The 24,876-nt window shown below is 59.9% G+C and carries 30 protein-coding genes, 1 tRNA gene and 1 other RNA gene; 19 read left to right on the top strand and 13 right to left on the bottom strand.

Features of this window, described 5'->3' with window-relative positions; translation table 11 throughout:
• Positions 1-137 precede the first annotated feature (137 nt).
• Genes GbCGDNIH6_RS01435 through GbCGDNIH6_RS01425 form a run of 3 tightly spaced genes read left to right on the top strand, consistent with a single transcriptional unit; the run spans position 138 to position 1,955 of the window.
• Entirely contained in the window at positions 138-458 is a 321-nt protein-coding gene (locus GbCGDNIH6_RS01435; RefSeq protein WP_072564231.1) for a YggT family protein, read from the top strand.
• Between the two features lie 22 nt (positions 459-480).
• On the top strand, positions 481-804 hold the full coding sequence (locus tag GbCGDNIH6_RS01430) for a DUF167 family protein (protein WP_072562598.1): 324 nt from the start codon (positions 481-483) through the stop codon (positions 802-804).
• Complete coding sequence (locus GbCGDNIH6_RS01425) at positions 801-1,955, top strand: MFS transporter (protein WP_072562597.1); 1,155 nt, start codon at positions 801-803, stop codon at positions 1,953-1,955. Before GbCGDNIH6_RS01430 ends, GbCGDNIH6_RS01425 begins: the two co-directional genes overlap by 4 nt.
• Before the next feature lie 32 nt (positions 1,956-1,987).
• Here GbCGDNIH6_RS01425 and GbCGDNIH6_RS01420 read toward each other — a convergent pair whose 3' ends face one another.
• The 4 genes from GbCGDNIH6_RS01420 to GbCGDNIH6_RS01405 are packed head-to-tail and all read right to left on the bottom strand — an operon-like array spanning position 1,988 to position 3,317.
• Positions 1,988-2,167, bottom strand: a complete 180-nt coding sequence (locus tag GbCGDNIH6_RS01420) for a DUF1674 domain-containing protein (RefSeq protein WP_072562596.1) — start codon at positions 2,165-2,167, stop codon at positions 1,988-1,990.
• Between the two features lie 39 nt (positions 2,168-2,206).
• Positions 2,207-2,563: a Rieske (2Fe-2S) protein gene (locus tag GbCGDNIH6_RS01415; RefSeq protein WP_072562595.1), complete on the bottom strand. Its 357-nt coding sequence runs from the start codon at positions 2,561-2,563 to the stop codon at positions 2,207-2,209.
• 2 nt (positions 2,564-2,565) lie between these two features.
• Complete coding sequence (locus tag GbCGDNIH6_RS01410) at positions 2,566-3,027, bottom strand: EVE domain-containing protein (RefSeq protein WP_072562594.1); 462 nt, start codon at positions 3,025-3,027, stop codon at positions 2,566-2,568.
• Positions 3,024-3,317: a YciI family protein gene (locus tag GbCGDNIH6_RS01405; protein ID WP_072562593.1), complete on the bottom strand. Its 294-nt coding sequence runs from the start codon at positions 3,315-3,317 to the stop codon at positions 3,024-3,026. Before GbCGDNIH6_RS01405 ends, GbCGDNIH6_RS01410 begins: the two co-directional genes overlap by 4 nt.
• 183 nt (positions 3,318-3,500) lie before the next feature.
• Here GbCGDNIH6_RS01405 and GbCGDNIH6_RS01400 point away from each other — a divergent pair, with 183 nt between their 5' ends.
• From GbCGDNIH6_RS01400 to acs, 8 genes are all read left to right on the top strand, one after another.
• The gene (locus GbCGDNIH6_RS01400; RefSeq protein ID WP_072564230.1) at positions 3,501-4,280 is read left to right on the top strand and encodes a heme ABC transporter permease; all 780 of its coding nucleotides are present in this window, start codon (positions 3,501-3,503) and stop codon (positions 4,278-4,280) included.
• Positions 4,277-4,438, top strand: coding sequence for a hypothetical protein (locus tag GbCGDNIH6_RS12300; RefSeq protein WP_157692289.1), 162 nt, complete (start codon positions 4,277-4,279; stop codon positions 4,436-4,438). The genes GbCGDNIH6_RS01400 and GbCGDNIH6_RS12300 overlap by 4 nt, the downstream gene beginning before the upstream one ends.
• Positions 4,439-4,519: 81 nt before the next feature.
• A complete protein-coding gene (gene ccmE, locus GbCGDNIH6_RS01395) occupies positions 4,520-5,047 on the top strand; it encodes a cytochrome c maturation protein CcmE (protein WP_072564229.1) in 528 nt (175 codons plus the stop codon).
• Positions 5,048-5,050: 3 nt separating this feature from the next.
• Positions 5,051-7,003, top strand: coding sequence for a heme lyase CcmF/NrfE family subunit (locus GbCGDNIH6_RS01390; RefSeq protein WP_072562592.1), 1,953 nt, complete (start codon positions 5,051-5,053; stop codon positions 7,001-7,003).
• A gap of 23 nt (positions 7,004-7,026) precedes the next feature.
• Positions 7,027-7,611, top strand: a complete 585-nt coding sequence (locus GbCGDNIH6_RS01385; RefSeq protein WP_072562591.1) for a DsbE family thiol:disulfide interchange protein — start codon at positions 7,027-7,029, stop codon at positions 7,609-7,611.
• Positions 7,608-8,096, top strand: a complete 489-nt coding sequence (locus tag GbCGDNIH6_RS01380; protein WP_072562590.1) for a cytochrome c-type biogenesis protein — start codon at positions 7,608-7,610, stop codon at positions 8,094-8,096. The genes GbCGDNIH6_RS01385 and GbCGDNIH6_RS01380 overlap by 4 nt, the downstream gene beginning before the upstream one ends.
• The gene (gene ccmI / locus GbCGDNIH6_RS01375) at positions 8,093-8,809 is read left to right on the top strand and encodes a c-type cytochrome biogenesis protein CcmI (RefSeq protein ID WP_072562589.1); all 717 of its coding nucleotides are present in this window, start codon (positions 8,093-8,095) and stop codon (positions 8,807-8,809) included. Before GbCGDNIH6_RS01380 ends, ccmI begins: the two co-directional genes overlap by 4 nt.
• A 148-nt stretch (positions 8,810-8,957) precedes the next feature.
• A complete protein-coding gene (acs, locus tag GbCGDNIH6_RS01370) occupies positions 8,958-10,892 on the top strand; it encodes an acetate--CoA ligase (protein WP_072562588.1) in 1,935 nt (644 codons plus the stop codon).
• A 54-nt stretch (positions 10,893-10,946) separates the two neighbouring features.
• On the opposite strand, the gene GbCGDNIH6_RS01365 is transcribed toward acs, so the two are convergent.
• The 3 genes from GbCGDNIH6_RS01365 to GbCGDNIH6_RS01355 form a co-directional block, all read right to left on the bottom strand.
• Positions 10,947-11,624 carry a MarC family protein gene (locus GbCGDNIH6_RS01365; RefSeq protein ID WP_072562587.1) on the bottom strand — a complete coding sequence of 226 codons (678 nt, stop codon included), beginning with the start codon at positions 11,622-11,624 and terminating at the stop codon, positions 10,947-10,949.
• A gap of 30 nt (positions 11,625-11,654) precedes the next feature.
• Complete coding sequence (locus GbCGDNIH6_RS01360; RefSeq protein WP_025285833.1) at positions 11,655-12,884, bottom strand: argininosuccinate synthase; 1,230 nt, start codon at positions 12,882-12,884, stop codon at positions 11,655-11,657.
• A 94-nt stretch (positions 12,885-12,978) separates the two neighbouring features.
• Positions 12,979-13,263 (bottom strand): hypothetical protein, encoded by a 285-nt coding sequence (locus GbCGDNIH6_RS01355; RefSeq protein WP_157692288.1) that lies wholly within the window; start codon positions 13,261-13,263, stop codon positions 12,979-12,981.
• A 172-nt stretch (positions 13,264-13,435) separates the two neighbouring features.
• Here GbCGDNIH6_RS01355 and ffs point away from each other — a divergent pair.
• From ffs to GbCGDNIH6_RS01330, 5 genes are all read left to right on the top strand, one after another.
• Positions 13,436-13,533, top strand: an RNA gene (gene ffs / locus GbCGDNIH6_RS01350) — signal recognition particle sRNA small type.
• 51 nt (positions 13,534-13,584) lie between these two features.
• Positions 13,585-15,642: a DNA polymerase III subunit gamma/tau gene (locus tag GbCGDNIH6_RS01345; protein WP_072562585.1), complete on the top strand. Its 2,058-nt coding sequence runs from the start codon at positions 13,585-13,587 to the stop codon at positions 15,640-15,642.
• Positions 15,643-15,662: 20 nt separating this feature from the next.
• Positions 15,663-15,986 (top strand): YbaB/EbfC family nucleoid-associated protein, encoded by a 324-nt coding sequence (locus GbCGDNIH6_RS01340; protein WP_072562584.1) that lies wholly within the window; start codon positions 15,663-15,665, stop codon positions 15,984-15,986.
• 71 nt (positions 15,987-16,057) lie between these two features.
• Positions 16,058-16,666 (top strand): recombination mediator RecR, encoded by a 609-nt coding sequence (gene recR, locus GbCGDNIH6_RS01335; RefSeq protein WP_072562583.1) that lies wholly within the window; start codon positions 16,058-16,060, stop codon positions 16,664-16,666.
• Between the two features lie 39 nt (positions 16,667-16,705).
• Entirely contained in the window at positions 16,706-17,050 is a 345-nt protein-coding gene (locus GbCGDNIH6_RS01330; protein WP_011630966.1) for a hypothetical protein, read from the top strand.
• Between the two features lie 6 nt (positions 17,051-17,056).
• Here GbCGDNIH6_RS01330 and GbCGDNIH6_RS01325 read toward each other — a convergent pair whose 3' ends face one another.
• Positions 17,057-18,055, bottom strand: a complete 999-nt coding sequence (locus GbCGDNIH6_RS01325; protein WP_072562582.1) for a sulfonate ABC transporter substrate-binding protein — start codon at positions 18,053-18,055, stop codon at positions 17,057-17,059.
• Between the two features lie 135 nt (positions 18,056-18,190).
• On the opposite strand from GbCGDNIH6_RS01325, the gene ssuD reads away from it, so the two are divergent.
• Entirely contained in the window at positions 18,191-19,375 is a 1,185-nt protein-coding gene (gene ssuD / locus GbCGDNIH6_RS01320; RefSeq protein ID WP_072562581.1) for an FMNH2-dependent alkanesulfonate monooxygenase, read from the top strand.
• Positions 19,376-19,581: 206 nt separating this feature from the next.
• Here the strand turns inward: ssuD and GbCGDNIH6_RS12545 are convergent, their stop codons facing one another.
• A complete protein-coding gene (locus tag GbCGDNIH6_RS12545) occupies positions 19,582-19,728 on the bottom strand; it encodes a hypothetical protein (protein WP_198355787.1) in 147 nt (48 codons plus the stop codon).
• 53 nt (positions 19,729-19,781) lie between these two features.
• Here GbCGDNIH6_RS12545 and GbCGDNIH6_RS01315 point away from each other — a divergent pair, with 53 nt between their 5' ends.
• Positions 19,782-21,938, top strand: coding sequence for a PAS domain-containing hybrid sensor histidine kinase/response regulator (locus GbCGDNIH6_RS01315; RefSeq protein ID WP_198355786.1), 2,157 nt, complete (start codon positions 19,782-19,784; stop codon positions 21,936-21,938).
• Between the two features lie 5 nt (positions 21,939-21,943).
• Here GbCGDNIH6_RS01315 and GbCGDNIH6_RS01310 read toward each other — a convergent pair whose 3' ends face one another.
• From GbCGDNIH6_RS01310 to GbCGDNIH6_RS01295, 4 genes are all read right to left on the bottom strand, one after another.
• Positions 21,944-22,825 (bottom strand): aldo/keto reductase, encoded by an 882-nt coding sequence (locus GbCGDNIH6_RS01310; RefSeq protein WP_072562579.1) that lies wholly within the window; start codon positions 22,823-22,825, stop codon positions 21,944-21,946.
• An 86-nt stretch (positions 22,826-22,911) separates the two neighbouring features.
• Positions 22,912-23,301, bottom strand: coding sequence for a gamma-butyrobetaine hydroxylase family protein (locus GbCGDNIH6_RS01305; protein WP_072562578.1), 390 nt, complete (start codon positions 23,299-23,301; stop codon positions 22,912-22,914).
• Positions 23,298-23,537, bottom strand: coding sequence for a Trm112 family protein (locus GbCGDNIH6_RS01300; RefSeq protein WP_198355785.1), 240 nt, complete (start codon positions 23,535-23,537; stop codon positions 23,298-23,300). The genes GbCGDNIH6_RS01305 and GbCGDNIH6_RS01300 overlap by 4 nt, the downstream gene beginning before the upstream one ends.
• A 29-nt stretch (positions 23,538-23,566) precedes the next feature.
• The gene (locus GbCGDNIH6_RS01295; RefSeq protein ID WP_198355784.1) at positions 23,567-24,598 is read right to left on the bottom strand and encodes a tetratricopeptide repeat protein; all 1,032 of its coding nucleotides are present in this window, start codon (positions 24,596-24,598) and stop codon (positions 23,567-23,569) included.
• Positions 24,599-24,777: 179 nt separating this feature from the next.
• Here GbCGDNIH6_RS01295 and GbCGDNIH6_RS01290 point away from each other — a divergent pair.
• A tRNA-Gly gene (locus GbCGDNIH6_RS01290) sits at positions 24,778-24,852 on the top strand.
• The last annotated feature ends 24 nt before the right edge of the window (positions 24,853-24,876 follow it).

The following is a 24,876-nucleotide window of genomic DNA, read 5'->3' as shown; positions in this document are numbered from 1 at the left end:
TGAGGAGGAATCTGCATCGCACCTTTCCCCCTGACTTGCAGGGCAGAGGGGGCAACATGCTTGCGGTTCCCGACCCGGCACGGCTAGACCAAACGACCAGACCTACTGTCACATGATGTTTGACGGAGACGCTTCGCGTGCTCACGATCGCTTTCAATCTGCTGGATACGTTGATCCAGCTTTATATCTATGCGCTGATTCTATCGGCGATCATCTCGACGCTGATGTCGTTCGGCGTGCTGGACAGCCGCAACCGACTGGTCTGGTCGATCGCCGATTTCCTGTATCGAATAACAGAGCCTGTTCTACGCCCCGTGCGCACTATCCTGCCCAATATGGGTGCGATCGACCTCAGCCCGCTGATCGTGCTGCTGGTGCTACAACTGCTGGTCCGGCCGATGCTGGGCAAGCTGTATATTGCTATCGCATTCGGACAGTGGAACGCCTTGCTGCAATAATGCCATCCACGGGCATCTGGCGATGAGCATCTGGCGCAGTGTCGAAAACGGCATCACCCTTGCCCTGCGTGTCGTACCGAAAGCCCGCAAAATCGGGCTGGGAGGCACTGTTCCCGGGGCTGATGGCAAACCGCGGCTGAAAATCTCCGTCAGTGCCCCTGCCGATAAAGGACAGGCCAACGAAGCGGTGCGGGACATGCTGGCCAAAGCCCTGCGCGTGCCTGCCTCCCGCATCACCCTGCTTCAGGGTCTGACGGCACGCGACAAGCTGGTACGGGTTGAGGGAGACCCCGAAACGCTGGGGGCCACGGTCGCAACGCTGGCAACAGGGGGAGCAGACTCCTGACCAGATCATTCCATCGTGCACGGCTCGGCACCGCCCTGCTTTTTGTCGGATGCGGCGCCGGGATCGGCACATGGGCTGCCAGCGTCGCTCATGTACAGCGTGATGCCGGTCTCAGTGACAGGGCGCTGGGCTTTGCCCTGCTGGCCATGGCCGTTGGCGCACTGGTGTCTATGCCGCTGGCGGGACGTCTCGCCGCCCGTTACGGAACCGCATGCCTGTCCAGCTGGAGCGGACCCGCTTTTGCCCTCTCCGTGCTTTTGCCACCGTTCTCCCGTGTGTGCGGGGACTGGGCCATGCCCGTCCTTGCCGGAGCACTGTTTCTGATCGGCGGCACGCATGGAGCCACCGATATCGCCATGAATGGTGAAGCGGCCCGGCTGGAACGGGAAGGGGGCCGTGCCATGATGTCCTCCTTCCATGCAGGATGGAGTTTCGGCGGTATGGCTGGTTCCGCCTTTACCAGCCTTCTGTTTGCATGGGGATGGAGCGCGGAATTGGCCATGGGTCTGTCCGCAGCCATGCTGATGCTGGTGTTTCTGGCCGCGTTGCTGATCAACCGCCCAGAGGGCACTGCTTCAAAACACAGTGAAGCACCCGCCGAAAAAGGATGGACGCCACCGCTGATCTATCTGGGATGCCTTTGCTTTCTGGCCTTTATGGTGGAAGGCGGCATGATGGACTGGTCAGCCGTTTATATGAGCACACTGTCGAAAGAAGGCATGGCCCTGAGCGGCGGCGGATTTGCCTCTTTCTCGCTGATGATGGCAGGGATGCGACTGCTGGGAGACGGGATCGTCACCCGGCTAGGCCCGGTCTTGACCTGTGCGCTGTCTGCACTCATCGCCGCCATCGGGCTGGCGACCGCGCTTGCCACCAGTCAGCCATTTGTTTCCATGGCCGGATTCGCATTGCTGGGGATAGGGATGGCGAATGTGGTGCCAATCCTGTTCGCCGCATCGGGGCGGCGGGGCGGCAATGCCGGTGTCGCCACCGTGGCAACGCTCGGTTATGCGGGCGGTCTGTGCGGGCCGCCGATCATCGGCTTCATGGCCGGGCACTGGGGATTGCGTCTTGCGCTGACTTCACTGCTGGCGGCGATCGCCATTATCGGCCTGAATGCACGCAGCGCGGCAAATCGCCCTAAAAACTAGACCTTCCACCGCATCGCCCATCAGAAATCCCATCAGAAATCAATGCAGCGCCCGTTACGTTCCCAGTCACCGAAACGGGTTGGTTCCGGTCCTTTGGGGCCGCCATGCTCCACCGGCTGAGCCGCATCAGCGATGGTTGCCGGATCGATGGGGGTCACTGTTCCCTTGTGACCGTCCCTGTCCGGTACGGGTTTCTGGTCGGTTCCGGCCATAACGTGCCTCCCTTGTTCCTTCATCATAGCAACCGTGCCCTACAGCCCGGCATCCGCAGCCACATAGACCGCGCCATTCTCGATCGTGACCGCAACCGTCGTCAGATGATCGCCCTCACATGGGCCAACCTGACACGCTCCGCTCAGCAGATCGAACAGAGCGCCATGCGTGCCGCAGACAATATGCTGCCCGTCCAAAGACAGGAAGCGATCCGGCGCCCATTCCAGCGGGACACCGATATGCGGGCAGGCATTGACGTAAACCCGGACATCATCCCCCCGACGGATGACGAACAGGCCCAAAAAACCGCCCGGCGCAGGAGGAAACCCTTTGGCTCCGGGATCGGACAGATCCTGCACATGGCACAGAAAACGAAGTGCGCAACTGGCTGTCATCGTCAGCCTTCCGCGCCTTTCCAGCCACCCATCCGGCCCCCCATCCGGCACAGCAGCGCCCAGTGTTCCGGTGAAACGGACGATACGGACAGACGGGATTGCCGCACCAGTGCCAGATCGGCCAGCCGCGGCTCCGCCTTGATCATGGCCAGCGTCACCGGAGAGGGCATTTTCCCGACGGCACGCATATCGACACAGAGCCAGGGATTGCTGCCATCCCGGCTCAGCTCATCCGCCTCGACAGTAGGATCGGGATAGGCTTCCCGGACCACTTGCACCACGCCCACGATCTCCCGACCGATATTGGAATGGTAGAAAAACGCCAGATCGCCCATACGCATCGTCGCCAGATTACGCTTGGCGGCATGGTTACGCACACCGGTCCATGGCTCCACGCCATGCGCCACCTGCTGATCCCAGCTGAAGGCGTCCGGCTCCGATTTCACCAGCCAGTATGCGGTCATCCGACGAACTGACCGTCCTTGAACACCTGACGATAGGCGCGGACCGTGACAGAGGCAAACAACCCGGCCTGCGCATAAGGATCACCCGCGGCGAAAGCCTTTGCTTCCTCCAGACTGGTGGCATCGATGATCAACAGGCTGCCTTCCGGCTCCCCTGCCGCATTCAGAACCGGGCCGACCTGCACCAGACGCGATTCGTGATCCCGCAGATATTCCAGATGGGCCGGGCGGGTCTGCTTGCGAAGCTCCAGACCGCCTTCACGATCCGTGCAGATGACTGCGAACAACATGCCTTCCTACTTTCGTTTTCAGAGCCATCAGGCGCTTAAAATTAAGGTAACAAGCAGGCGCTTCAAACGGAACGCATGGCAGGGTATGATGGAGCCGTGGAAACGTCAGCTTTATCAGATCAGGATACTCACCGGAACGCGCTGCCGGAAGGCGCGGCGGGGAAAAATCCTTCAGGCCGCGCCATGCCCGGATCGGGTGGGGAGATGCGTGCCAAACCCAACCTGCATCGCTTTGCCAATCCGGGCCGGTTCCTGCGCATCGCCGGAAAAATCGTCCCGCCAGTGGCCGTGGCAGGAATCCTCATCACCGCCTTCGCGCTGGTCTGGGGACTGTTCTATGCCCCCGCCGACTGGCAGCAGGGTGATACCGTACGCATCATGTATATCCACGTGCCTGCCGCCTGGCTTGGCTCCATGGGATATGCATCGCTGGCCGCCGCCTCCGCCGCCTCTCTGATCTGGCGGCATCCTCTGGCTGATCTTGCCGCGGCAGAGATCAGCCCGGTAGGAGCCATGTTCACCGCTATCTGCCTTGCCACCGGCAGTTTGTGGGGCAAACCCATGTGGGGGGCATGGTGGGTGTGGGATGCACGCCTGACGTCGGTTCTAGTGCTGTTTTTTCTCTATCTGGGCCATATCGCGCTGGTGCGCGCTTTCGACGATCCGCAACGCGGCTACCGCGCAGGCGCCATTCTGGCGCTGGTCGGGGTGGTCAACCTGCCAATCATCAAATTCAGCGTTGATTGGTGGAATACATTGCATCAGACCGCCAGCATCAGCCTGACCGGTGCCCCCACCATGTCCACCGAGATGCTATGGCCGCTGCTCTGGTCCGCCATCGGCTTTACCCTGATCTTCATTGCTCTGGTGCTTACCCGTATCAGGGCGGCGGTCATGGAACGGCGTATCCGCGCCCTGCTGCTGGCCAATGCCGCCCGGGCCGAGCAAGGGGATGTGCCATGACGCATCTGCCTTTCATCATCACGGCCTATACCATTGCGTTGGGCCTGCCGCTGATCATGGGATTGATGACGGCGACACGGCTTGCCTCTGCCCGGAACAAGCTGGTCGCGCTCGAAACCCGCCCGCGTGCAGCCAGGCGCAGCGGCCGGAATACATAGTGGCTCGCATTCAGTGATACGCATCCGTCTCCCGCAGGCGCCTCTGGCAGCATGCGGGACAGGCTTCAGGAATTTTCGCTCATGACCCGCAAACGCCGCCGTCTGTATATCCTGCTGGCCTGCGGCATCGGCCTCGGCTCCGCCACCGCGCTGACCCTGTTCGCGTTCAGCGATAATCTGGTGTTCTTCATGGCCCCGGCGGATTTCGCGAACAACCATGTCGCAGCGGGACGGACCATTCGTCTCGGCGGTCTGGTGCAGGCAGGCAGCGTGCATCGTGAGGTCGAAAACGGCCAGCCCGCCGCCAAATTCGTGGTGACGGATGGCAAGGCCTCGGTTCCGGTAACCTTTACAGGGATTCTCCCCGACCTGTTCCGCGAAGGACAGGGGGTGGTCGCGCTGGGAACAGTCGAGCCGGATGGCAGCTTCCACGCCTCAGAAGTGCTGGCCAAGCACGATGAAACCTATATGCCGAAAGACGTGGCCGAGGCCCTGAAAAAAAGCGGCCGCTGGAACCCGGCTTCCGGTCCGCCGCCGGCCGCCAGCACATGGTACAGAATGAACCCGGCCTCGACCGCCGATCTGCAGAAAAACAGGACAGGCGGCTGATCCATGATTCCTGAACTGGGCCATTTCGCGCTGGCACTGGCCTGCGCCTTTGCCGCCGCACAAGCCATTCTCTCGCTTTTGGGTGCGCAGCGCCGTGATGCAAGGCTGATGGCGGCGGCCCCAGCCCTCGCGCTCGGGCAGATGTTGGCCCTGATCACCTCGTTCGGCGCGCTGATGTGGGCCAGCGTGGTCAATGACTTTACCGTGCTGAACGTGGCCCAGAACAGCCAGTCCGCCAAGCCGCTGCTGTACCGGATCAGCGGCACATGGGGAAATCATGAAGGCTCCATCCTGCTGTGGTGCCTGATCCTCGCGCTTTGCGGCGGCGCGGTGGCAACATTCGGGCGCAACCTGCCCTCCGCCCTGCGGGCACGGGTTATCGGTGTGCTGGGGGCGTCCTCGGTCGGATTTCTGCTGTTCAGCCTGATCGAAAGCAATCCGTTCGTACGGATATGGCCTGCACCGATGGAAGGCAGCGGCATGAACCCGCTGCTGGAAGATCCCGGCCTCGCGATTCATCCGCCTATTCTCTACACCGGCTATGTCGGCTTCGCGATCCCGTTCGCTTTCGCTGTGGCGGCCCTGCTGGAAGGACGGATCGACGCCTCCTGGGGGCGCTGGGTGCGTCCATGGGCGCTGGTTTCCTGGGCGTTCCTGACCTGCGGCATCGCACTGGGATCATGGTGGGCGTATTATGAACTCGGCTGGGGCGGCTTCTGGTTCTGGGACCCGGTCGAGAATGCCTCCCTGCTGCCATGGTTGACCGGAACCGCGCTGGTGCATTCCGCCATCGTCGTGGAAAAGCGCGAGGCGCTGAAAATCTGGACCGTCCTGCTGGCCATCGCGACGTTTTCGCTCTCCTTGTCCGGCACATTCCTCGTGCGGTCGGGTATCCTGAATTCCGTCCATTCCTTCGCCAATGATCCGGCCCGCGGCGTGTTCATTCTGGGCCTGCTGGCACTGGTGATCGGCTCTGCGCTGCTGCTGTTTGTGTTCCGCGCCCCGGTCCTGTCCGTGTCCGGTGTCTTTGCGCCGATTTCGCGTGAAGGCTCGCTGGTGCTGAACAACGTGCTGCTCTGCTCCATTGCAGCCGTCGTGTTCACCGGCACGACCTATCCACTGTTCGCACAGTTGCTGTTCGGAGCGCAGATCAGCGTGGGAGCACCATTCTTCAATGCCACCGTGATGCCGCTGGCCATTCCCGTTTTCATCGCCATGGCGGTCGGGCCAATGCTGCCATGGAAACGCGCCCGGCTCTGGCCAGCCCTGTCACGGCTGTGGTGGGCGGCGCTGGTTGCCCTCGCTGCCGGTCTGTGGGGGGCTATGGGACGCCAGTTCCTGCCGGCACTGGCTTTTGGCTGTGCGGGCTGGCTGATCACTGGCTCCTTCGCCGACATCATCGAGCGGATCAAGCTGTTTCGTGTGCCGCTCCGTACCAGCCTTGCCCGTCTCAGCGGCGTGCCGCGATCCGCATGGGGAGCCGCCATCGCCCATGTCGGGCTGGGGATCACCATCTGCGGCATTGCTGCGATGTCGATGGCCCTACAGACCATTGTCGCGATCAAGCCGGGGCAATCCACAGAACTCGGTGGCTATCGCTGGACACTGGACAGCATCATCGATGCGCCCGGCCCGAATTACGTCGCCCGGGTGGCCACCATCACCGTGACCAGTCAGGGGCACCCCGTCACCGTGCTGACCCCGTCCCGCCGCGCCTATCCGGTGCAGCGGCAGAACACCACCGATACCTCCATCCAGACCAACGGTTTGCGTGACCTGTATGCCGTGCTGGGTGAGGAACGGGATGGCACTGCCGTATTGCGCCTGCATGTCAATCCGCTGGCTCCGTGGATATGGCTGGGTGCACTGGTCATGGCAATTGGTGGATGCCTGTCCCTGACCGACCGCCGGTTACGTGTTGGGGCCCCTGCCCGCAGCCGAGCCGTTCACGCCTGATAGCGTCGGAAGAGTAAAATGCCATGATCCCCTCCCCCCCACCTTCACGGCCTGTCTGGACACGCCGGCTGCTGCTCTCCGCGCCGCTGGTGCTGGCCGTTGCTGCCGGTGCCGCGTTTCTCGGCATGCTGCATGGTATGGAGGACGGGCATTTCGATCCACGCGGCGTCCCCAGCCCGCTGATCGGCAAACCCGTTCCGGTCTTTGATCTGCCAGCGCAGACTCCCTCTCCGGAAGGGTTTACCTCGGCTTCCCTCACACAGCAGGGGCATCCGGTGCTGGTGAATTTCTTCGCATCCTGGTGCGTTCCCTGCAAAATCGAGCAACCTGCGTTGATGGCGCTGAAACAGCGCGGCATCGCGTTATGGGGCATTGCCTACAAGGACAAGCCTGAAGCCGTCGCCGCCATGCTGAAGGCGGATGGCAATCCCTACCAGCGGATTGCCAGGGATGCAGCGGGCGGCACCGCCATTGACTGGGGTGTCTATGGCGTGCCGGAAACCTACTTCGTCGATCCTAAAGGGGTCGTGCGCTGGAAATGGGCCGGCCCCCTGACGGAGCAGGTTATCAAGGATCAGATTGAGCCTTTGCTGAAAGCCTATCCATGATTCGGTCTCGTCCCATGCCCCGGCTGGCCATGCGCTGGCTGGCTCTGAGCGCCATCCTGTTTCTGCTTCTGCCTGTTCGGCATGGGTTGGCGGTCAGCAGCCCGTCGGAGATGCTGCCCGATCCGGCACAGGAACACCGCGCCGAAGCAATCGGTTCCCAACTGCGCTGTCTGGTCTGCCAGAATCAATCCATCGAGGATTCGGAAGCCGATCTGGCCCGGGATCTGCGCGCCAAAGTCCGGCAACGGGTGGCCGCCGGGGACAGTGATGCCCAGGTGATTGCCTGGATGGAAGCGCGTTATGGGGAATTCGTGCGGCTGCGCCCACCGTTTTCCCCGCTGACATGGCTGTTATGGCTATCACCCGTTTTGGCGCTGGGGATCGGGGCCGCCATCGTGCTGGCAGCGCGCAGAAAGCGCACCACGACCATTCCCCCGCTGAATGATGATGAAAAAGACCGGCTGAACAGGTTACTTCGTCCATGATCTGGCTTCTTATCGCCGCTCTGGCATTGGTGTGCGTGGCGCCCCTTGGCTGGTCACTGCGGAAAAATACCGTGATGCTGCGCGGTCAGCGGGAAGCAGCCATGGCCCTGCACCGCGCCCAATTGCTGGAACTGGACCGCGACCTGGCCGAGGGGCGCATCGCCCCACCGGAACACGCCACCGCCCTTGTGGAAGTGCAGCGCCGTTTGCTGGCCAGCGATGCCAGCATCGATACCGCGCCACGTTCTGCCGCACGCCTGCCGATACTGGGCTGCATGATCCTGATCCCGTTGGCGGCGCTGGCGCTCTACTGGCCATCCGGGCAGCCCCGTGTTCCCTCTGCCCCCTATGCGCAGCGCATGGCAGAGGCCCAGAGACAGGCACGGAATATCGATGATCTGGTGGCAAAGCTGCGGGAACGGGTCGATTCGCTTGATCCGCATAGCGAGGAAGCGCGTCAGGGCTTCCTGCTGCTCGGCACCGTGGAAGGTCGGATGGGCCACATGCAGCAAGCCGTCGCCGCGTGGCGCAAGGCGCTTGCTGTCCGGTACGAACCGGGCCTTGCCGCCCGGATCGCCGAAGCAGACTCTGAAATCGCCGGAAAGGTCACACCGGAAGCCCGCACCATGTTCGAGCGCGCCCTGAAAGAAGCGCCTGCCAATGCGCCATGGATTTCCCTGGTCAAAAAACGGCTTCAATCCGGCATGGAATAAAGGCGGCGCAACACATTCGACAGGGAAAGGAATATTTATTTTCGTCTGTTGCGTGAAGACGTGCAAAAACCACTCGAAAGTTTCCTATCACGCGATATATACAGCCAATCGAGCGCGTGGATAACGCGAGCCGCCCCGGAGGAAACGAATGTCCGAGCCGACCCTGATTCATGTGAAGCCGTCTCTTGCGGATTCGGCCCATGTGAATGCCCGCCGCCACAGTCTGATGACCCATCAGGCCGGAACGGATCCCGATGCCTTCTGGGCCGAAGAAGCCAGGCGCATCCCGTGGTTCCGGGAACCAACCCTGATCAAAAGCACGTCCTTCGAGGGTGATGTCTCGATCCGCTGGTTCGAGGATGGCCGCCTGAACGCCTCTGTCGCCTGTCTGGATCAGCATCTGGAAACACGCGGCGATCAGATCGCCATTCTGTGGGAAGGCGATGAACCCGGAACACAGGGCAGCCTGACCTATCGCCAGTTGCATGACCGCGTCTGCCGTCTGGCGAATGTCATGAAATCCATGGGTATCGGGCGAGGTGATCGCGTTACGATCTACCTGCCGATGGTGATGGAAGCCGCCATTGCGATGCTGGCCTGCGCCCGTATCGGCGCGGTGCATGCTGTGGTGTTCGGCGGCTTTTCCCCCGACAGCCTTGCCGACCGTATCCGTGACAGCGAATCCAGCCTGCTCATCACCGCCGATGAAGGTCGCCGGGGCGGACGGAAAGTGCCGCTGAAGCGCAATGCCGATGAGGCCCTGTCCAGGGTTGACTGCATCCGGAACGTGATTGTCGTCACCGTCACCGGCGGCGATGTCAACATGCAGGCAGGGCGCGATCAACGATACGAAACCCTGATCGAGGCAGCCTCCTCCGACTGTCCGCCAGAGGAAATGAACGCCGAAGATCCTCTGTTCATTCTCTATACCTCCGGCAGCACCGGCACGCCGAAAGGCGTCCTGCATACCACCGGCGGCTATATGGTCTGGGCCAGCTTCACGCATGAGCTGGTGTTCGACTACCACGCCCCCGAAGTATACTGGTGCACGGCGGATGTGGGCTGGATCACCGGCCATACCTATATCGTGTACGGACCGCTGGCGAATGGCGCGACCACGCTGATGTTCGAGGGCGTGCCAAACTACCCGGACAGCAGCCGTTTCTGGCAGGTTGTCGACAAATACAACGTTTCGATCTTCTACACCGCGCCGACCGCAATCCGTGCGCTGATGCGAGAAGGCGATGCACCGGTCAAAAAGACCTCCCGCAAATCCCTGCGCATTCTCGGCACGGTGGGCGAGCCGATCAATCCGGAAGCATGGCGCTGGTATTACGAGGTCGTCGGCGAAGAACGCTGCCCGGTCATCGACACATGGTGGCAGACGGAAACCGGCGGTCATCTGATCACGCCGCTGCCCGGCGCAGTCGCCCAAAAGCCCGGCAGCGCCACCCTGCCACTCCCCGGCGTCAAGGCGGTTCTGGTCGATAACGAGGGCAATGTGCTGGAGGGCGAAGCCGAAGGCAGTCTCTGCATCGCCGATAGCTGGCCGGGCCAGATGAGGACGCTGTATGGCGATCATGAGCGGTTCGTGCAGACCTACTTCTCCACCTACAAAGGTCTGTATTTCACCGGCGACGGCGCCCGTCGCGATGCAGATGGCTATTTCTGGATCACCGGGCGTATCGACGATGTGCTGAACGTCTCCGGCCACCGTCTCGGCACGGCCGAGGTTGAAAGCGCTCTGGTCGCCCATGGTGATGTGGCGGAAGCTGCCGTGGTGGGCGTGCCGCACGACATCAAGGGTCAGGGAATCTATGCGTTCGTCACCCTGAAGGACGGGTACGAACCCAGCGACACACTGCGCAACGAGCTGATCAACTGGGTCCGGCGGCAGATCGGGCCGATTGCCACGCCGGATGTGATCCAATGGGCACCCGGACTGCCGAAAACCCGCAGCGGCAAGATCATGCGCCGGATTCTGCGCAAGATCGCTTGCAATGAAACCGATGGGCTGGGGGATATCTCGACCCTGGCCGATCCCTCCGTGGTGGAGGATCTGATCGCCAACCGCCCGACCTGACGATCTGGCGACGCGTGGGAAGGAAGAAAGCGGGTGCCTCAGCATCCGCTTTTTTTAACCGGGAAACACGATCCGCAGAGTATCCACCACCCCGGCAATAATGATCTGGGTGCCAATGCAAAGCAGCAGGAAAGCGGCAATCCGCGCTACGATCCGGGCCCCGGACGTGCCGAGCAGACGCACGAACCGTTCAGCAGACCGGTAACAAAGCCAGATGAGGACAGCCATCACGGCTCCTGCCAGGCTGCTGCCAATGGTAAAAGCAAACTGATCCCGTGATCCCGGAGGATGTGCGGCGGTCAGCGCCACCGCTACCGAAATCGTACCCGGCCCGACGGTAAAAGGCATGGTCAGGGGAAAAAACGCGACCCCGGCATCACGCGGGCGGGCCGATTGGGGGGAGGCGGGTGCCGCCTGTTCCTGCTTTCTTTCCTCATGGGCTTCAGGGGCGGAGAGCATCTCCCATGCCCGCACCGCCACCACCAAACCGCCTGCGATCCGCAGGGCTGCGAGCGACACGCCGAAAAAGGCCAGCACATAGGAGCCGAGCCACAGTGAAACCAGCAGCATAACCAGAGAATAAAGCCCGATCCGCCCGGCCAGCCATCTCCGTTCCGCTGCCGAGCGATCGCCCGTGACCTCCTGATAGATCAGGGCCGACCCCAGCGGGTTGATAATCGAGAACAGAGCGGGGAAAGCGAGCAGGAAGCCGGCCATCATCTGGTTGATCATGACCGCTTTCTCCCGCCCGGCTTTGAAGTCTTACAGACTGCCGCCGCGACGGCCCGCTATCGCCGCCAGCCGCAGACGCAGCGACTGCAACTTGATAAAGCCCTGCGCATCGACCTGATCATAGGCGCCCTGATCGTCCTCGAAGGTCACATGCTTCAGGGAATACAGGCTGTTGGGACTTTCACGACCGATCACGATGGTGTTGCCCTTGTAAAGCTTTAACCGCACGCGACCGGTCACGCTCTTCTGGCTTTCATCAATCGCGGCCTGAAGCATCCGGCGCTCCGGGCTGAACCAGAAGCCGTTATAGATCAGCTCCGCATAGCGCGGCATCAGGCTGTCCTTGAGATGGGCCGCTTCACGGTCGAGCGTGATGCTCTCGATCCCGCGATGCGCCACCAGCAGGATGGTGCCACCCGGCGTTTCATAGACGCCACGAGATTTCATGCCGACAAAACGGTTTTCCACAAGATCGAGACGGCCGATCCCGTTAGCCTTGCCCAGCTCGTTCAGCTTCGCCAGCAGAGTTGCAGGGGACAGACGGATGCCGTCGATCGCCACGGGGTCACCATGCTCGAAATCGATGGTGATGATGGTGGCCTTGTCGGGGGCGGCTTCCGGGCTGATCGTACGCTGATAGACGATCTCATCCGGCTCCTCCGCCGGGTCTTCCAGCAGCTTGCCCTCGGATGAGGAGTGCAACAGATTGGCATCGACGCTGAACGGAGCCTCGCCACGCTTGTCCTTGGCAATGGGAATCTGGTTCGCCTCGGCGAATTCGAGCAGCCTGGTGCGACTAGTCAGATCCCATTCACGCCAGGGGGCGATCACCTTCACATCGGGCTTCAGCGCGTAATAGCTGAGTTCGAAACGCACCTGATCATTACCCTTGCCGGTCGCACCATGCGCCACCGCATCGGCACCGGTCAGTTCGGCGATCTCGATCTGGCGCTGGGCGATCAGCGGGCGGGCGATGGAGGTGCCGAGCAGATACTGCCCCTCATAGACCGCATTGGCGCGGAACATCGGGAACACGAAATCCTTCACGAAGGTCTCGCGCAGATCGTCGACGAAGATTTCCTTCACGCCGAACATCTCGGCCTTGCGGCGGGCCGGCTCCAGCTCCTCTCCCTGGCCGAGATCGGCGGTAAAGGTTACAACCTCGCAGTTATATGTCGTTTGAAGCCAGCGCAGGATCACGCTGGTGTCCAACCCGCCAGAATAGGCGAGAACGACCTTCTTCACATCCTTGACAGCCATGGTCTGAATATCCCTGGTCACCGGTTATCCGGGGTTAGCTTCTCATTGCCCCCGGAGGCAAGGGGGGCGCTCATGCATCTGCCTGCGTCATGCATCAGTGATGCACCGGTAGCAGCACCAGCGCCACCCGCAGCGCAAAGAGAGCAGCCGCCACCACAAGCAGAACCCGCACCACGCCCCGCCGCAGATGCAGCGAAGCCGCCAGCAGCAGCCCGGCGATCAGGACCAGCGCGAGCAGACGCAGTTCCGCCCCCAGCCCCAGCGCCCGCATGCCGTTTTCCAACCAACCAACCAACGCCCCCGTCACCTGCATGGCAAAACCGATCACTTGCCGCAGCAAATGCAGCACAACATCGGCCATGGCCTGCAATTGCGACATGAACTCCGCCCCCTTCCGTCAGCGTTGCAGCCTCTGCCTGCCTTTGTAAAAACGGCATAGCATGGATGCAGACCCGAAAAACAATGGTTCGGAACCGTATCGTCAAGACCATTCCCGGCACCGGCATCGTCATCTCTGGTCATTCAGGACGGATCAGGGTAAGAAGGGGGCGGGAGATCGGCGGCGGACGGGCGCCTCGCCAACCCGGTCAGGGCCGGAAGGCAGCAGCCGCAACGAGTTTCCGCCCGGGTCGTTTGTCCGGTCTCCCACCCCGGATAACGTTACGCCAGAGGATGGCGGCCCGCTTCCCTGGATCTCCGTGTGACCCCTGTCGATCCATCATCACCCGATACCGATCCCTACCGGGATACCCTGCCTGAACCGGAACAGCCCTCCGGCCCGGGCCTGTTGGGCGATGCCCCGGTCACACCGCCAACAAGGGCAGCGAGGGGAACCCAGCCTTATCGCGTGCTGGCACGTCAGTACCGTCCCCGCCATTTCGACGATTTGATCGGTCAGGATGCGCTGGTCCGGACCCTGCGCAATGCTTTTGCCCTGAACCGCGTTGCCCATGCCTTCATGCTGACCGGTGTACGCGGAGTCGGCAAAACCACCACCGCCCGCATCATCGCCCGCGCCCTGAACTGTACCGGAGCCGATGGTCAGGGTGGCCCCACCGCCGATCCTTGCGGCGTCTGCCCTAACTGCACCGCCATTCTGGCCGACCGCCATCCCGATGTCGTGGAAATGGACGCCGCCAGCCGCACCGGCGTGGATGACGTGCGCGAGATCATCGAGGCCACCCGGTTCCGGCCATTACAGGCCCGCACCAAGGTTTTCATCATCGACGAAGTGCATATGCTGTCACGCAATGCCTTCAACGCGCTGCTCAAAACGCTTGAAGAACCACCGCCGCACGTCACCTTCATCTTCGCCACAACGGAGCTGAGGAAAGTTCCGGTCACGGTACTGTCCCGCTGCCAGCGTTTCGACCTGCGGCGTATTGATGCGGAGGTCCTTAGCGCGCATTTCAGCCGGATTTTGGAACAGGAAGGCGTCAGCGCCAGCCCGCAGGCGCTCGCCTTGATCGCCCGTGCTGCCGATGGATCGGTGCGTGATGGCCTGTCCCTGCTCGATCAGGCCATCGCCCAGAACGATCCCGGCATTCCCCTCAGCGAGGCACAGGTCGCAGACATGCTGGGTCTGGCGGATCGCGGCATGGTGCTCGACCTGCTGGAAGCACTGATGGCAGGCGACACAGCCAGTGCTCTGGCAATCACCGACACAGCTCATGTACGGGGGGCCGATCTGGGCATGGTGCTTCAGGATCTGCTGGAGCTGATCCATACGCTGACCCGCCTGAAAACCATTCCCCATCTGCGCACCGCACCTGGCATGGCAGAAGCAGAAAGGCTGCGTGGCAGTGCGCTGGCAGATCGTCTTACCATGCCGGTGCTCGGCCGTGCCTGGCAGATGCTGCTGAAAGGCATTGCCGAGGTCGAGGCTGCTCCGGACCGGCGGGCTGCCGCGGAAATGGTGCTGATCCGCCTGTGTTATGTTGCCGACCTGCCGCCACCCGCAGAATTGGTACGGCGCCTGACCGGCGCGCCGGCCAGCCAACAGCCGGGTCATCGAGGGGGAGGCGTCGCGCCGCCCATGCCGTCATCAGCTTCGCCCACCTCACAAGCAGGCTTGCGTTCCATTACCGGAGGCATCATGTCCGGGGGGGGCGGCGCCGCCACAGCACGCCAGCCGCACGCTATGGCCGACTCCGTACCCGATGTTCCCGTCCCGGTCTTTCACAGTTTCCGGGATGTCGCGCAGTTCGTAGAGTCACGCCGCGAGGCAATGCTGCATGCCCATCTGCTGCATAATGTTCATCTGGTCCGTTTTGCACCACCGGTGATCGAATTGCGGCTTGAGAGCAATGTACCGCACACCCTCCCTGCCCAGCTTGCAGCACTGCTGGGTGAAGCAAATGGTCAGCGCTGGACCATTGCCCTGTCCTCTGCCCCCGGAGAACCGACTCTGGCAGAACAAGGCCGGGCCGCAGGCGAATCCCGACTGGCACAGGCCAGCAACCATCCTGTCGTCCGTGCCATTCTGAACGCTTTTCCCGGCGCGAGGTTGGGAACGGTGATCGATAGCACTGTTGATGTCTACGGGCTGACACGGGAAATCCATGCCGATCCGGGTATGATGACCGCCTCCCCCATGCTGGGTGGCGGACATGGCGACCGGTTCGATTCTCTGGATGAAATACCAGGCGATCCCGATGACGGACCCGGCTTTGCCCCGCTGGATGCGGAACTGGCCGATGATCCTTCCGGGGATGCCTTTCCGGGGCTCAATCGGCCGACACACTCAGAACAGTCTTAACCACTTCTGGAGCACTGAGAATGAAAAATCTGGCAGGCCTGATGAAACAGGCATCACAGATGCAGGCGAAAATGGGGGAAATGCAGGCCAAGCTGGAAACCGTCGAGGCGGAAGGTTCAGCCGGTGCAGGCATGGTCACCGTGACCCTGAACGGAAAGGGCGAAATGCGCCGCCTGCATATCGATCCGAAACTGGCCGATCCGGCGGAAACCGAGATGCTGGAAGACCTGATCGTCGCTGCGCATAACGATGCCAAGAAAAAAATTGAGACGATGGCTGCCGAAGAAATGCAGAAAGTCACAGGCGGGCTGAATCTTCCCGCCGGTTTGAAGCTGCCGTTCTGAAACGGTCCTTCGTGCTGAACCGTTATCATCCGCATGAGATTGTCATCCGGCAGCACCGGTAAGGGAGTTGCATGGGCGGACCGGAACTGGAGCAACTGATCGCCTTACTGGCCCGACTGCCCGGACTGGGTCCGCGCAGCGCCCGGCGGGCCGCCCTGCGCCTCTTGCAGCAGCCGGAGACCCGGCTGCTGCCCCTTGCAACCGCCATGCAGAACGCTGCCCGCGCCGTCAAAACCTGCCGGATCTGCGGCAATCTGGACAGTGCTGATCCATGCTCTGTCTGTACTGACCCAACCCGGGAAAGTGGACTCATCTGCGTCGTCGAAAGCGTCGGGGATCTATGGGCCATGGATAGGGCAGGTATCTATCGAGGGCTGTACCATGTGCTGGGCGGGGTACTGTCCGCTCTGGCCGGGACCGGTCCAGATGCCCTCAACTGGCCCGCGCTCATGCGGCGTATCGAGTCTTCCCGCACATCCTCAACCCCGGTCACCGAAGTCATTCTTGCCCTGGGTGCCACCGTTGATGGGGCCACAACCGCACATTGGCTGGCCGAGCAGCTGCGGCCAATGGGGGTTTCCGTCACCCGGCTGGCACAGGGGATTCCCATTGGCGGCGCGCTGGATGTTCTGGATGACGGCACCCTTGCTGCCGCCATGCGGGCAAGGCGGTCTGCATGATCCCTGCTTTTTATCTACGATCAGGAAGGCTCATGCGCCATGGCTGACACGCCGATCAAATCCGTATCGACACCATGGCATGATGTTCTGCTGATCTGTGCCAAGTGCAATAAAAAGCTCAAGAAACGCGGCTTTGGAAAAAATGCGAGGGACAGCCTCAGCACAGCACTGAAAAATGGTTTACGACAACTGGGCCTGCGGCGGACGATCCGCGTAGCCGAAACAGGCTGTTTCGGCGTCTGCCCGAAAAAAGCGATCTGTGCGCTACGGACCGGTATGGCGGAGACGATCCTGGTGATCCCCGCCAAAACCGAAACCGTCGCCATTCTGGGCCGGATGGAGCTGCTGCCCGTTCCGTGCGTTCTGCCGGACGAACAGGACTGACAAGGCTTAGCCGGACTGGCCTTCATGCCAGACCGCGTCGGCAATCCGGATACGGCCCGGCAGAAGATGCTGATCCGCAAAAGCATCGGCAATGGCCTGCTGTGAGGCGATGACGTCCGGAGTGATCGGGGACAACCCGAAAGGCAGGAGCTTGACCGCACGTTGCACCACAGGCAACGGCAGACGGGTGCCTGCTGAAAGCGTCAGGGCAACCTCTTCCTTATGCGTCTCTGCCCAGCGATCCAGGAGGGCGAGTTGGTCAAGTACAGCACGCACCAGCCCGGGCGCTTTCCGTGCGAAAGAGCGACCAGCCAGCAAAAACTCCCGATTTTCCACCAGCCCGGCGCCATCGACCAGAACACGTGCATCCGTACGCTCCTGCGCAGAGGAGAGATACGGATCCCAGATCGCCCATGCATCCAGTCGACCGCTGTCAAACGCCGCCGCACCATCCGCTGGGGCAAGATAGGAGACATGGATGTCCTTCATCATCAGCCCCGCCTTCTGCAATGCCTTGAGCAGCAGCCAATGGACATTCGCGCCTTTGTTCAGCCCCACTGTACGGCCTCGTAAATCCGCAACTGTCTTGATCGGACTGTTACCGGGAACAAGTATGGCCTCGCCATGCGGCGCGGGAGGCTCCACCCCGACATACAGAATGCTGTCATTGGCAGCCTGCGCAAAAATGGGCGGTGTCTCACCCGTGCTGCCGAAGTCGATCGCCCCCCCGGCCATGGCTTCCAGCAGCTGTGGGCCTGCCGGAAATTCGCTCCACACCACCTGATGGCCGGAGCTTTCGAGAGCTTTCTCCAGCCATCCTTTTTGACGCAACAGAACCAACGTGCCGTATTTCTGAAAACCAATCCTGATGGTAGTGGGGCCATCCGCCGCAGAGGCAGACCTGACCCCCGTCAGACTACCCATCGCGGAGGCCGCCAGAGCGGAAGCGATAAAACCACGTCTTCCTGACGTTATTTTTGGTGAAATAATCCGCTTATCTGGCATATATGATCTCTCAATATTGTAATTTTCAACGCAACCACTTGATTGCACGTTATATATGTGAATATAAACCATCAACACGTTTATGGCGTTTTCGTTGATCAGAAATACGTTTTCTGAATGGAGTTTTCCTGACCGATGTCTCACTCCAGCCACGCTGCCGAAGCCGCGGATGTTCTGTGGTTCCTGCCTACCCATGGTGATGGGCGGTATCTGGCTTCCCAGGTCGGTGCGCGTCATGTCACCCTGAATTATCTCAGCCAGATTGCCCGTGCCGCTGATGAACTCGGCTATTATGGATTGCTGCTGCCAACCGGGAAATCCTGTGAGGATTCGTGGATCATTGCCTCTGCCATGGTTCCCCTGACACAGCGGACACGGTTTCTGGTGGCGGTGAGGCCCGGATTGTCCGAACCTTCCATGACAGCACGCATGGCGGCAACACTGGACCGTCTGTCTGGCGGCCGTCTGCTGATCAACGTCGTTGCTGGTGGAGATCCGAAGGAATTGCAGGGTGACGGGGTCTTCCTTGATCACAGCGAACGCTACGAGGCAACTGCAGAATATCTTCAGGTCTGGCGCGCCCTGCTAGAAGGGGAGACGGTGGATTTCGAAGGGAAACATGTACGTTCAAAACAGGGAAAGCTGCTGTATCCGCCGGTCCAGACGCCTTATCCGCCGCTTTATTTCGGTGGATCTTCTGAAGCCGGTCAGGAGGTCGCGGCCGAGCAGTGCGATGTCTATCTGACCTGGGGTGAGCCACCCGAGGATGTCGCTGAAAAAATCGCCGACATGCGGGCACGGGCGGCAAAACGCGGTCGAAAGCTGAGCTTCGGTATCCGCCTGCATGTCATCGTGCGTGAAACCTCTGAGGAAGCCTGGGCCGCAGCCGATAATCTGATCCAGTATGTCACCGACGAAGCCATCGAGACGGCCCAAAAAGCCTTCGCGCATTTCGACAGTGTCGGGCAGCAGCGTATGGCCCGACTTCATAGCGGCCGCCGGGAGAAACTGGAAATCAGCCCCAATCTCTGGGCCGGTGTAGGACTGGTTCGCGGCGGCGCAGGCACGGCGCTGGTCGGCAGTCCACAACAGGTGGCGGAGCGGATGAAAGAATATATGGCGCTGGGCATCGACCGCTTTATCCTCTCCGGCTACCCGCATCTGGAAGAGTGCTATCGCTTTGCCGAACTGGTTTTTCCTCTGCTACCGCTGCGGGAAACAACAGGTAATCGTACTCTCGGTACAGCCCGCAATGCCGGCCCCTTCGGCGAGGTCATTGCCAATGTCACAGCCCCCACCCATCGTGTCTCCGCCAGCTGAAACGATTTTTAACGGCCCATACCTTAAAAAGGGAAAAGCCAAACTGGCTTTTCCCTTTTTTGGTGATATGCAGCGATACTATAAAATAGAAACTTGTCTTTAAAAGCCATCCCAGCAAAATAGCGGGATGGATATTCATAAAAACAGCACGCTTTATGATGATTACGCTCAGCTTGTCGCTGAAACATGTGGATTGTCTGCTGTTTTTATCGTTCTGCAGGGAAATGATCATTTTTCTTTACTTGGTCACGCATGCGCTGCGGATGAAAAAATGGTCTTTTTTCCATCCCGGCCACCCGCCAACCACCCAATTTTGGCGCGGCTGATTTCACTGGCGGGATCAGAGCCTTCATGGCGCCGGCTTGATCAGGAAAATATTTTTCGAAGCCATGCTGGTCGTCCTTTCATGGCCCGTTTCAGCATGTGCTGTGTCATGGCACTGGACGGTTCAGAAGGCTCGCCCACAGGTGCGATCATCGGGTTCAACAGCACCCTTCGGCCCGACACGCTCTCCGTTACAGAGCAGAATGTTCTGCACCTGACCGTCCGGCTACTGCGCCATACCTTGGCTGTACAATCCCAGCCGCCACCAGAACAAGCCACGGTCAACCAGAATATAGCGCATCATATCCCGTCTGATATACAGCTTGCTTTTGCCAATAATCCATCAGGACTTGTGATTCTGGAAAAAGGATCAGGCCGGCTGCTGAGAGCCAACCAGGCAGCTGATAAGCTCTTCGAATTGGGTAACAGACATTTCCTGCCAGATGCACCAACCGTATTCAGCAGCCTTGTTCAGAGAGCCATTTTACACGGCGTCGGATGCACACGACAGTGGGTAGAGCATCAATCACATTCTGGAAATTCAATTGCTTTCTTTGTGCTGATCAAAGTCCTGCATGATGAAAATCATATCCCCAGCCTTGTCCTGCTGATTGTCGAAAAAGAATTCGCACCGGAGATTTTTCCACAGCAAGATTATTATAAATCTCTTCTGCAACAGCATATGATGGAAATTACAACCCAGCCAGTATGGATCAGTGATGGCAACGGGCGCATCATATATCTGAACAGATTCTGGCAGGATTTTACCGGTATCTCTGTCACTTCGAATCATGATGAGAAAGATATTGATCTCCGGCCATTATGGGAAATGGCTTTTCATCCCGAATACCTGGCGAAAATCGTGCATCACCGGGAGACTGCTTTCAACGATGGCATGCATTATGACATTGAAGTGCCGATGCGGCGGGTGGACGGGGAATATCGCTGGTTTTTGATTCGCAGCATTTCCCTGCATTGTGATCGGACACCAAAACTATGGGTCGGCATTGGAACAGACATTCATGACCGTATAAAAGCCGATCATGAGCTGCGCACGATCATGAACACAATGCCCCAGATGATCTGGTCGGCCCAGGCTGACGGTTACCATGATTTTTTTAATCAAAGATGGATTCAGTTTTCTGGTCTACCGACTAATCAACTGATCGGGCATGGCTGGACAACATTGCTGCATCCAGATGACCGCGATGATACGCTTGCCCATATGAATAATAGCATTGCAAGCGGTCAATCCTATGAAATTGAACACCGCATGAAACGTGTCGATGGGCAATGGCGATGGATTTTAACGCAGGCTCATGCCATCAGCAATGAAGAGACCGGTGCTGTTACGCGCTGGTATGGAAGCTGTACGGACATCGAACACTCCGTTCAGGCAAGAGAAATTTTAAAGCGTGATGCATCAGCCCTTGAAACTCTGGTGCAGCAGCGGACATTGGCTTTACAGAAAGCACTGCGTGAAAATACCGAGACACAGGAACAGCTGCGGCAGGCCCAGAAAATGGAAGCTGTGGGCCAGCTGACAGGTGGGATTGCTCACGATTTCAATAATATTCTGGCCTGCATTATCGGCAATCTTGAGCTGTTGCAGATTAAGACACAGAAAAACGACACTTCAGAAACGGAGAAATATATCCAGTCTGCACTGAACGCTGCCGACAAAGCATCTTCCCTGATTGATCGTTTGCTTTCTTTTTCCCGCCGTCAACCTCTCAATTCTTCTTCCGTCAATATCAACAGCCTGATCGTGGGTCTGGATGATCTTCTCAGCCGCACACTCGGTGCCTCCATTCACGTGATTACCGAATTGCAGTCTGATTTATGGCTGACATTATGCGACCCCCATCAGCTGGACAATGCCGTACTGAATCTGGCGATCAATGCACGGGATGCCATGCCAGACGGAGGATCTTTACAGATCACAACCTGCAATTTCCGAAACGATCCTGATCAGCCCGACAATTATATGTCAATCCTCCCAACCGGCGATTATATCTGCGTGACCGTCAAGGATAGTGGCACCGGCATGAGTCCTGATGTCATGGGCCGCGCTTTTGAACCGTTTTTTACCACCAAACGGCTGGTTGGTACAGGACTGGGTCTGTCTATGGTCTATGGCTTCGTCAAGCAGACAGGCGGCCATATCAGCATCGACAGCAGGCCCGGGTCAGGCACAACGGTTTCCATCTACCTTCCCCGCCTGCTTGATCAAGACTGATATGCTTATCGGGTAGCCGCCCAAGCAGCCTTCCCTTGCTCATCCAATGCTCTGAAATCGCCTTCATCCAGGTGAATGTCGGCGGCCATGACATTATCGTCCAGATGGGAGGGGCTGCCGGTTCCTGGAATGGGCAGCATGACGGGCGACCGCTGCAACAGCCATGCCAGCGCAATCTGCCCGGACGTCTTACCCATTCCATGTGCCAACCGTTCCAGCAAAGAACCGCTCTGCGCCAGGCTTCCTGCAGAGAGCGGCGCCCAGGGGATGAAACCGATGCCATGAGCCTCGCAATGGCGCAGCACATCCTCACTGGTGCGGTCCACCAGATTGTAACGATTCTGCACCGTCGCCACGGGGAAGTAGTTCTGTGCCGTCTGAATATCCGCCACTGAGACCTCACTAAGGCCCACATGCCGGATCAGACCCTCCCTGACGAAGCCGGCAATGGCTTCAAATTGCTCGGCCCGATCAACTTTGGGATCAATCCTGTGCAGCTGCCACAGATCAATCTGTTCGACCCGCAAGCGGCGTAAACTCATCAGCACGCATTGACGCAGATATTCGGGCCGTCCCACCGGGCGCCATATATCCGGTCCATGGCGCGTCAGCCCGCCCTTGGTCGCAATCACCAGGCCGGTATAGGGATGCAAAACCTCGGCAATCAGGTCTTCGCTGACAAACGGCCCGTAACTATCAGCGGTGTCGATCAGGTCGACACCAACATCACGCAGGCGGCTCAGCGTTGCACGCGCAGCATCGGGATTGACAGGCTCACCCCAGATTCCCTTTCCGGTGATACGCATCGCGCCGAAACCCAGTCGATGAACTGGCAGATCCCCGCCAATCCTGAAAATCCCGGATCCGGCAGCACTGGGCTGGCTCATGGCTTGCTTCCCTCAGCAACATAGGTATGGCGGGCAAAAGCCGCCTTGCCCCATATGGGCGGCCCTGTATGCGTTGCAACCGACAATCAGCGCGTCAGCTTCTTGTCCGCCAGCCGATGCAGATACGCCGCCCAGCGCTCCGTCTGTTCCCGACCGAGTCGGCGCAGATAGTCCCATGTATAAATACCGGTATCATGCCCGTCATCGAAGATGATCCGGACGGCGTAATGCCCAACCGGCTCCAGCCCCCGCATTCCGACATGACGCTTGCCGGAGACAGTACGGCGCTCTGCCGGCGTATGGCCTTGCACCTCGGCACTGGGACTTTCGACACGGAGATATTCGGCAGGCAGGCTGTAGGCGGTACCATCCTCGAATGTGACGTGCAGCAGTGCCTCACCACGATCCAGCCTGATTTCGGTCGGCGTCACTGCCGCCCCATCCGATACCTGCCCAAAAGACGGTATGCCGGTCATTCCGGCAACCGCCTTGCCTCTTCCGGCAGCATGATCGGGATACCATCCCTGATCGGATAGGCCAGACCGGCCTTCCGGCTGATCAGTTCTCCGGCGTCGGCATCATAAACCAGCGTGTCCCTCGTCACCGGACAGACCAGAATTTCCAGCAGCCGCGGATCAACAGTCTCGGTGACAGACCCGCGCTCCGTAGTCGCCGCGGGATCAGACAGCGCAGGAAGAGTTTTTTCAGTCATGGCAATCGCTCCAGTCAGGGACAGCCAGATCAGCTGAACAGCAATGCGGAGAGTTTCCGCCTCGCTGCGAGGGTAGCCGGATCGCCCTGTCCCCATGCATCGAAAAAGCGCAACAATTGCAGACGCGCTGCATCATCGTTCCAGGCGCGATCATGCCGGATGATGTCCAGCAGCAGGGAGGCCGCCTGCTCCCGTTCTCCGGCCGCGGACAACGCCGCAGAGAGATCATAGGCGGCCTGCCGATCATCGGGGTTGGCCTCATGAGCGGCCTGCAACTCAGCCAGTCTGGCACGGGCCTGACGGCCTTCTTCAGCCACCGCAACAGCGGAGCGCGCACCTTCGATGTCTGCATGCGCCGCAATCGCGGGGGGAACCTGATCCAGCACAGCGGCGGCCTCCTCCGGCTGATCCAGCGCCAGCAGGCTACGGGCCAGTCCGGCCCAGCCTTCCGGCTTTTCCACATCCTGCTGGATCAAGGCGGAGTAGAACTGGGCCGCCATCTCATGCTCGCCTGCCTCGGTCGCACGTTTGGCTTCGGCCAGAAGATCCGCGCCGGGCAGCTCTCCACCCGTCATCTTGAGCAGCGCTTCAACGAAGCGTTTAATTTCCGATTCTGGAACGGCCCCCTGAAACAGATCAGCAATCTGTCCCTGCCAGAATGCCGCCACGGTCGGCACCGACTGCACCGGCAGACCGAGCTGGGCCAGCTGCTGAACAAGAGAACGATTCTGATCGATATCGATCTTCACCAGCTTGATACGCCCCTGTGCCGCACGAACGGCTTTTTCCAGAACCGGGGTCAATTGTTTGCAGGGGCCGCACCAGGTGGCCCAGAAATCCACCAGCACAGGGGTGGTGCGCGATGCCTCAATCACGTCTTCCATGAACGTGTCCTGAGAGCCATCGATGATCATCTCATGCGCCGAGAGGGTCGCGGGATTCTGACTGGACACGTCCTGACCGGATGCGCCGACCAGACCACTTCCTTGAGCGACAGGGCCTCGTCGGGATGCGCCTGCCCCTCCGGCAGAATTTCCTCCAGCGCCAATGATCAGGCTCATGATTCACATCCCTCAGCAGCACAACAAGACCGGATTGATAGATGTTTGCGACCGGTTAGGAAACAACCCGGCGCGGGGTGTTTTTCGCGATTGTCGAAATCATGACAAAAAAGGGGCTTGCCAATCTTTTCATCCCCCTATAGAAGCCCGCCCACCGCTGCTTCGGCACGGTCACGGATGCGGGCGTAGCTCAGGGGTAGAGCACAACCTTGCCAAGGTTGGGGTCGAGGGTTCGAATCCCTTCGCCCGCTCCAGTTTTTTAAAAATATTATCTTGCT

The organism is Granulibacter bethesdensis (assembly GCF_001889525.1).
GTDB lineage: Bacteria > Pseudomonadota > Alphaproteobacteria > Acetobacterales > Acetobacteraceae > Granulibacter > Granulibacter bethesdensis_C.
Note: the sequence above shows the minus strand (reverse complement) of the source record. Positions and strands in the feature narration are given on the sequence as shown.

What these genes read in the sequence shown, in the direction of transcription:
- GbCGDNIH6_RS01430 (WP_072562598.1), top strand. Translation starts at nt 481, where the DNA reads ATGAGCATCTGGCGCAGTGTCGAAAACGGCATCACCCTTGCCCTGCGT.
- GbCGDNIH6_RS01420 (WP_072562596.1), bottom strand. Translation starts at nt 2,167, where the DNA reads ATGGCCGGAACCGACCAGAAACCCGTACCGGACAGGGACGGTCACAAG.
- GbCGDNIH6_RS01415 (WP_072562595.1), bottom strand. Translation starts at nt 2,563, where the DNA reads ATGACAGCCAGTTGCGCACTTCGTTTTCTGTGCCATGTGCAGGATCTG.
- GbCGDNIH6_RS01410 (WP_072562594.1), bottom strand. Translation starts at nt 3,027, where the DNA reads ATGACCGCATACTGGCTGGTGAAATCGGAGCCGGACGCCTTCAGCTGG.
- GbCGDNIH6_RS01405 (WP_072562593.1), bottom strand. Translation starts at nt 3,317, where the DNA reads ATGTTGTTCGCAGTCATCTGCACGGATCGTGAAGGCGGTCTGGAGCTT.
- GbCGDNIH6_RS01400 (WP_072564230.1), top strand. Translation starts at nt 3,501, where the DNA reads ATGCCCGGATCGGGTGGGGAGATGCGTGCCAAACCCAACCTGCATCGC.
- GbCGDNIH6_RS12300 (WP_157692289.1), top strand. Translation starts at nt 4,277, where the DNA reads ATGACGCATCTGCCTTTCATCATCACGGCCTATACCATTGCGTTGGGC.
- ccmE (WP_072564229.1), top strand. Translation starts at nt 4,520, where the DNA reads ATGACCCGCAAACGCCGCCGTCTGTATATCCTGCTGGCCTGCGGCATC.
- GbCGDNIH6_RS01390 (WP_072562592.1), top strand. Translation starts at nt 5,051, where the DNA reads ATGATTCCTGAACTGGGCCATTTCGCGCTGGCACTGGCCTGCGCCTTT.
- GbCGDNIH6_RS01385 (WP_072562591.1), top strand. Translation starts at nt 7,027, where the DNA reads ATGATCCCCTCCCCCCCACCTTCACGGCCTGTCTGGACACGCCGGCTG.
- GbCGDNIH6_RS01380 (WP_072562590.1), top strand. Translation starts at nt 7,608, where the DNA reads ATGATTCGGTCTCGTCCCATGCCCCGGCTGGCCATGCGCTGGCTGGCT.
- ccmI (WP_072562589.1), top strand. Translation starts at nt 8,093, where the DNA reads ATGATCTGGCTTCTTATCGCCGCTCTGGCATTGGTGTGCGTGGCGCCC.
- acs (WP_072562588.1), top strand. Translation starts at nt 8,958, where the DNA reads ATGTCCGAGCCGACCCTGATTCATGTGAAGCCGTCTCTTGCGGATTCG.
- GbCGDNIH6_RS01365 (WP_072562587.1), bottom strand. Translation starts at nt 11,624, where the DNA reads ATGATCAACCAGATGATGGCCGGCTTCCTGCTCGCTTTCCCCGCTCTG.
- GbCGDNIH6_RS01360 (WP_025285833.1), bottom strand. Translation starts at nt 12,884, where the DNA reads ATGGCTGTCAAGGATGTGAAGAAGGTCGTTCTCGCCTATTCTGGCGGG.
- GbCGDNIH6_RS01355 (WP_157692288.1), bottom strand. Translation starts at nt 13,263, where the DNA reads ATGTCGCAATTGCAGGCCATGGCCGATGTTGTGCTGCATTTGCTGCGG.
- GbCGDNIH6_RS01340 (WP_072562584.1), top strand. Translation starts at nt 15,663, where the DNA reads ATGAAAAATCTGGCAGGCCTGATGAAACAGGCATCACAGATGCAGGCG.
- recR (WP_072562583.1), top strand. Translation starts at nt 16,058, where the DNA reads ATGGGCGGACCGGAACTGGAGCAACTGATCGCCTTACTGGCCCGACTG.
- GbCGDNIH6_RS01330 (WP_011630966.1), top strand. Translation starts at nt 16,706, where the DNA reads ATGGCTGACACGCCGATCAAATCCGTATCGACACCATGGCATGATGTT.
- GbCGDNIH6_RS01325 (WP_072562582.1), bottom strand. Translation starts at nt 18,055, where the DNA reads ATGCCAGATAAGCGGATTATTTCACCAAAAATAACGTCAGGAAGACGT.
- ssuD (WP_072562581.1), top strand. Translation starts at nt 18,191, where the DNA reads ATGTCTCACTCCAGCCACGCTGCCGAAGCCGCGGATGTTCTGTGGTTC.
- GbCGDNIH6_RS12545 (WP_198355787.1), bottom strand. Translation starts at nt 19,728, where the DNA reads ATGAAGGCTCTGATCCCGCCAGTGAAATCAGCCGCGCCAAAATTGGGT.
- GbCGDNIH6_RS01315 (WP_198355786.1), top strand. Translation starts at nt 19,782, where the DNA reads ATGGCCCGTTTCAGCATGTGCTGTGTCATGGCACTGGACGGTTCAGAA.
- GbCGDNIH6_RS01310 (WP_072562579.1), bottom strand. Translation starts at nt 22,825, where the DNA reads ATGAGCCAGCCCAGTGCTGCCGGATCCGGGATTTTCAGGATTGGCGGG.
- GbCGDNIH6_RS01305 (WP_072562578.1), bottom strand. Translation starts at nt 23,301, where the DNA reads ATGACCGGCATACCGTCTTTTGGGCAGGTATCGGATGGGGCGGCAGTG.
- GbCGDNIH6_RS01300 (WP_198355785.1), bottom strand. Translation starts at nt 23,537, where the DNA reads ATGACTGAAAAAACTCTTCCTGCGCTGTCTGATCCCGCGGCGACTACG.
- GbCGDNIH6_RS01295 (WP_198355784.1), bottom strand. Translation starts at nt 24,598, where the DNA reads ATGAGCCTGATCATTGGCGCTGGAGGAAATTCTGCCGGAGGGGCAGGC.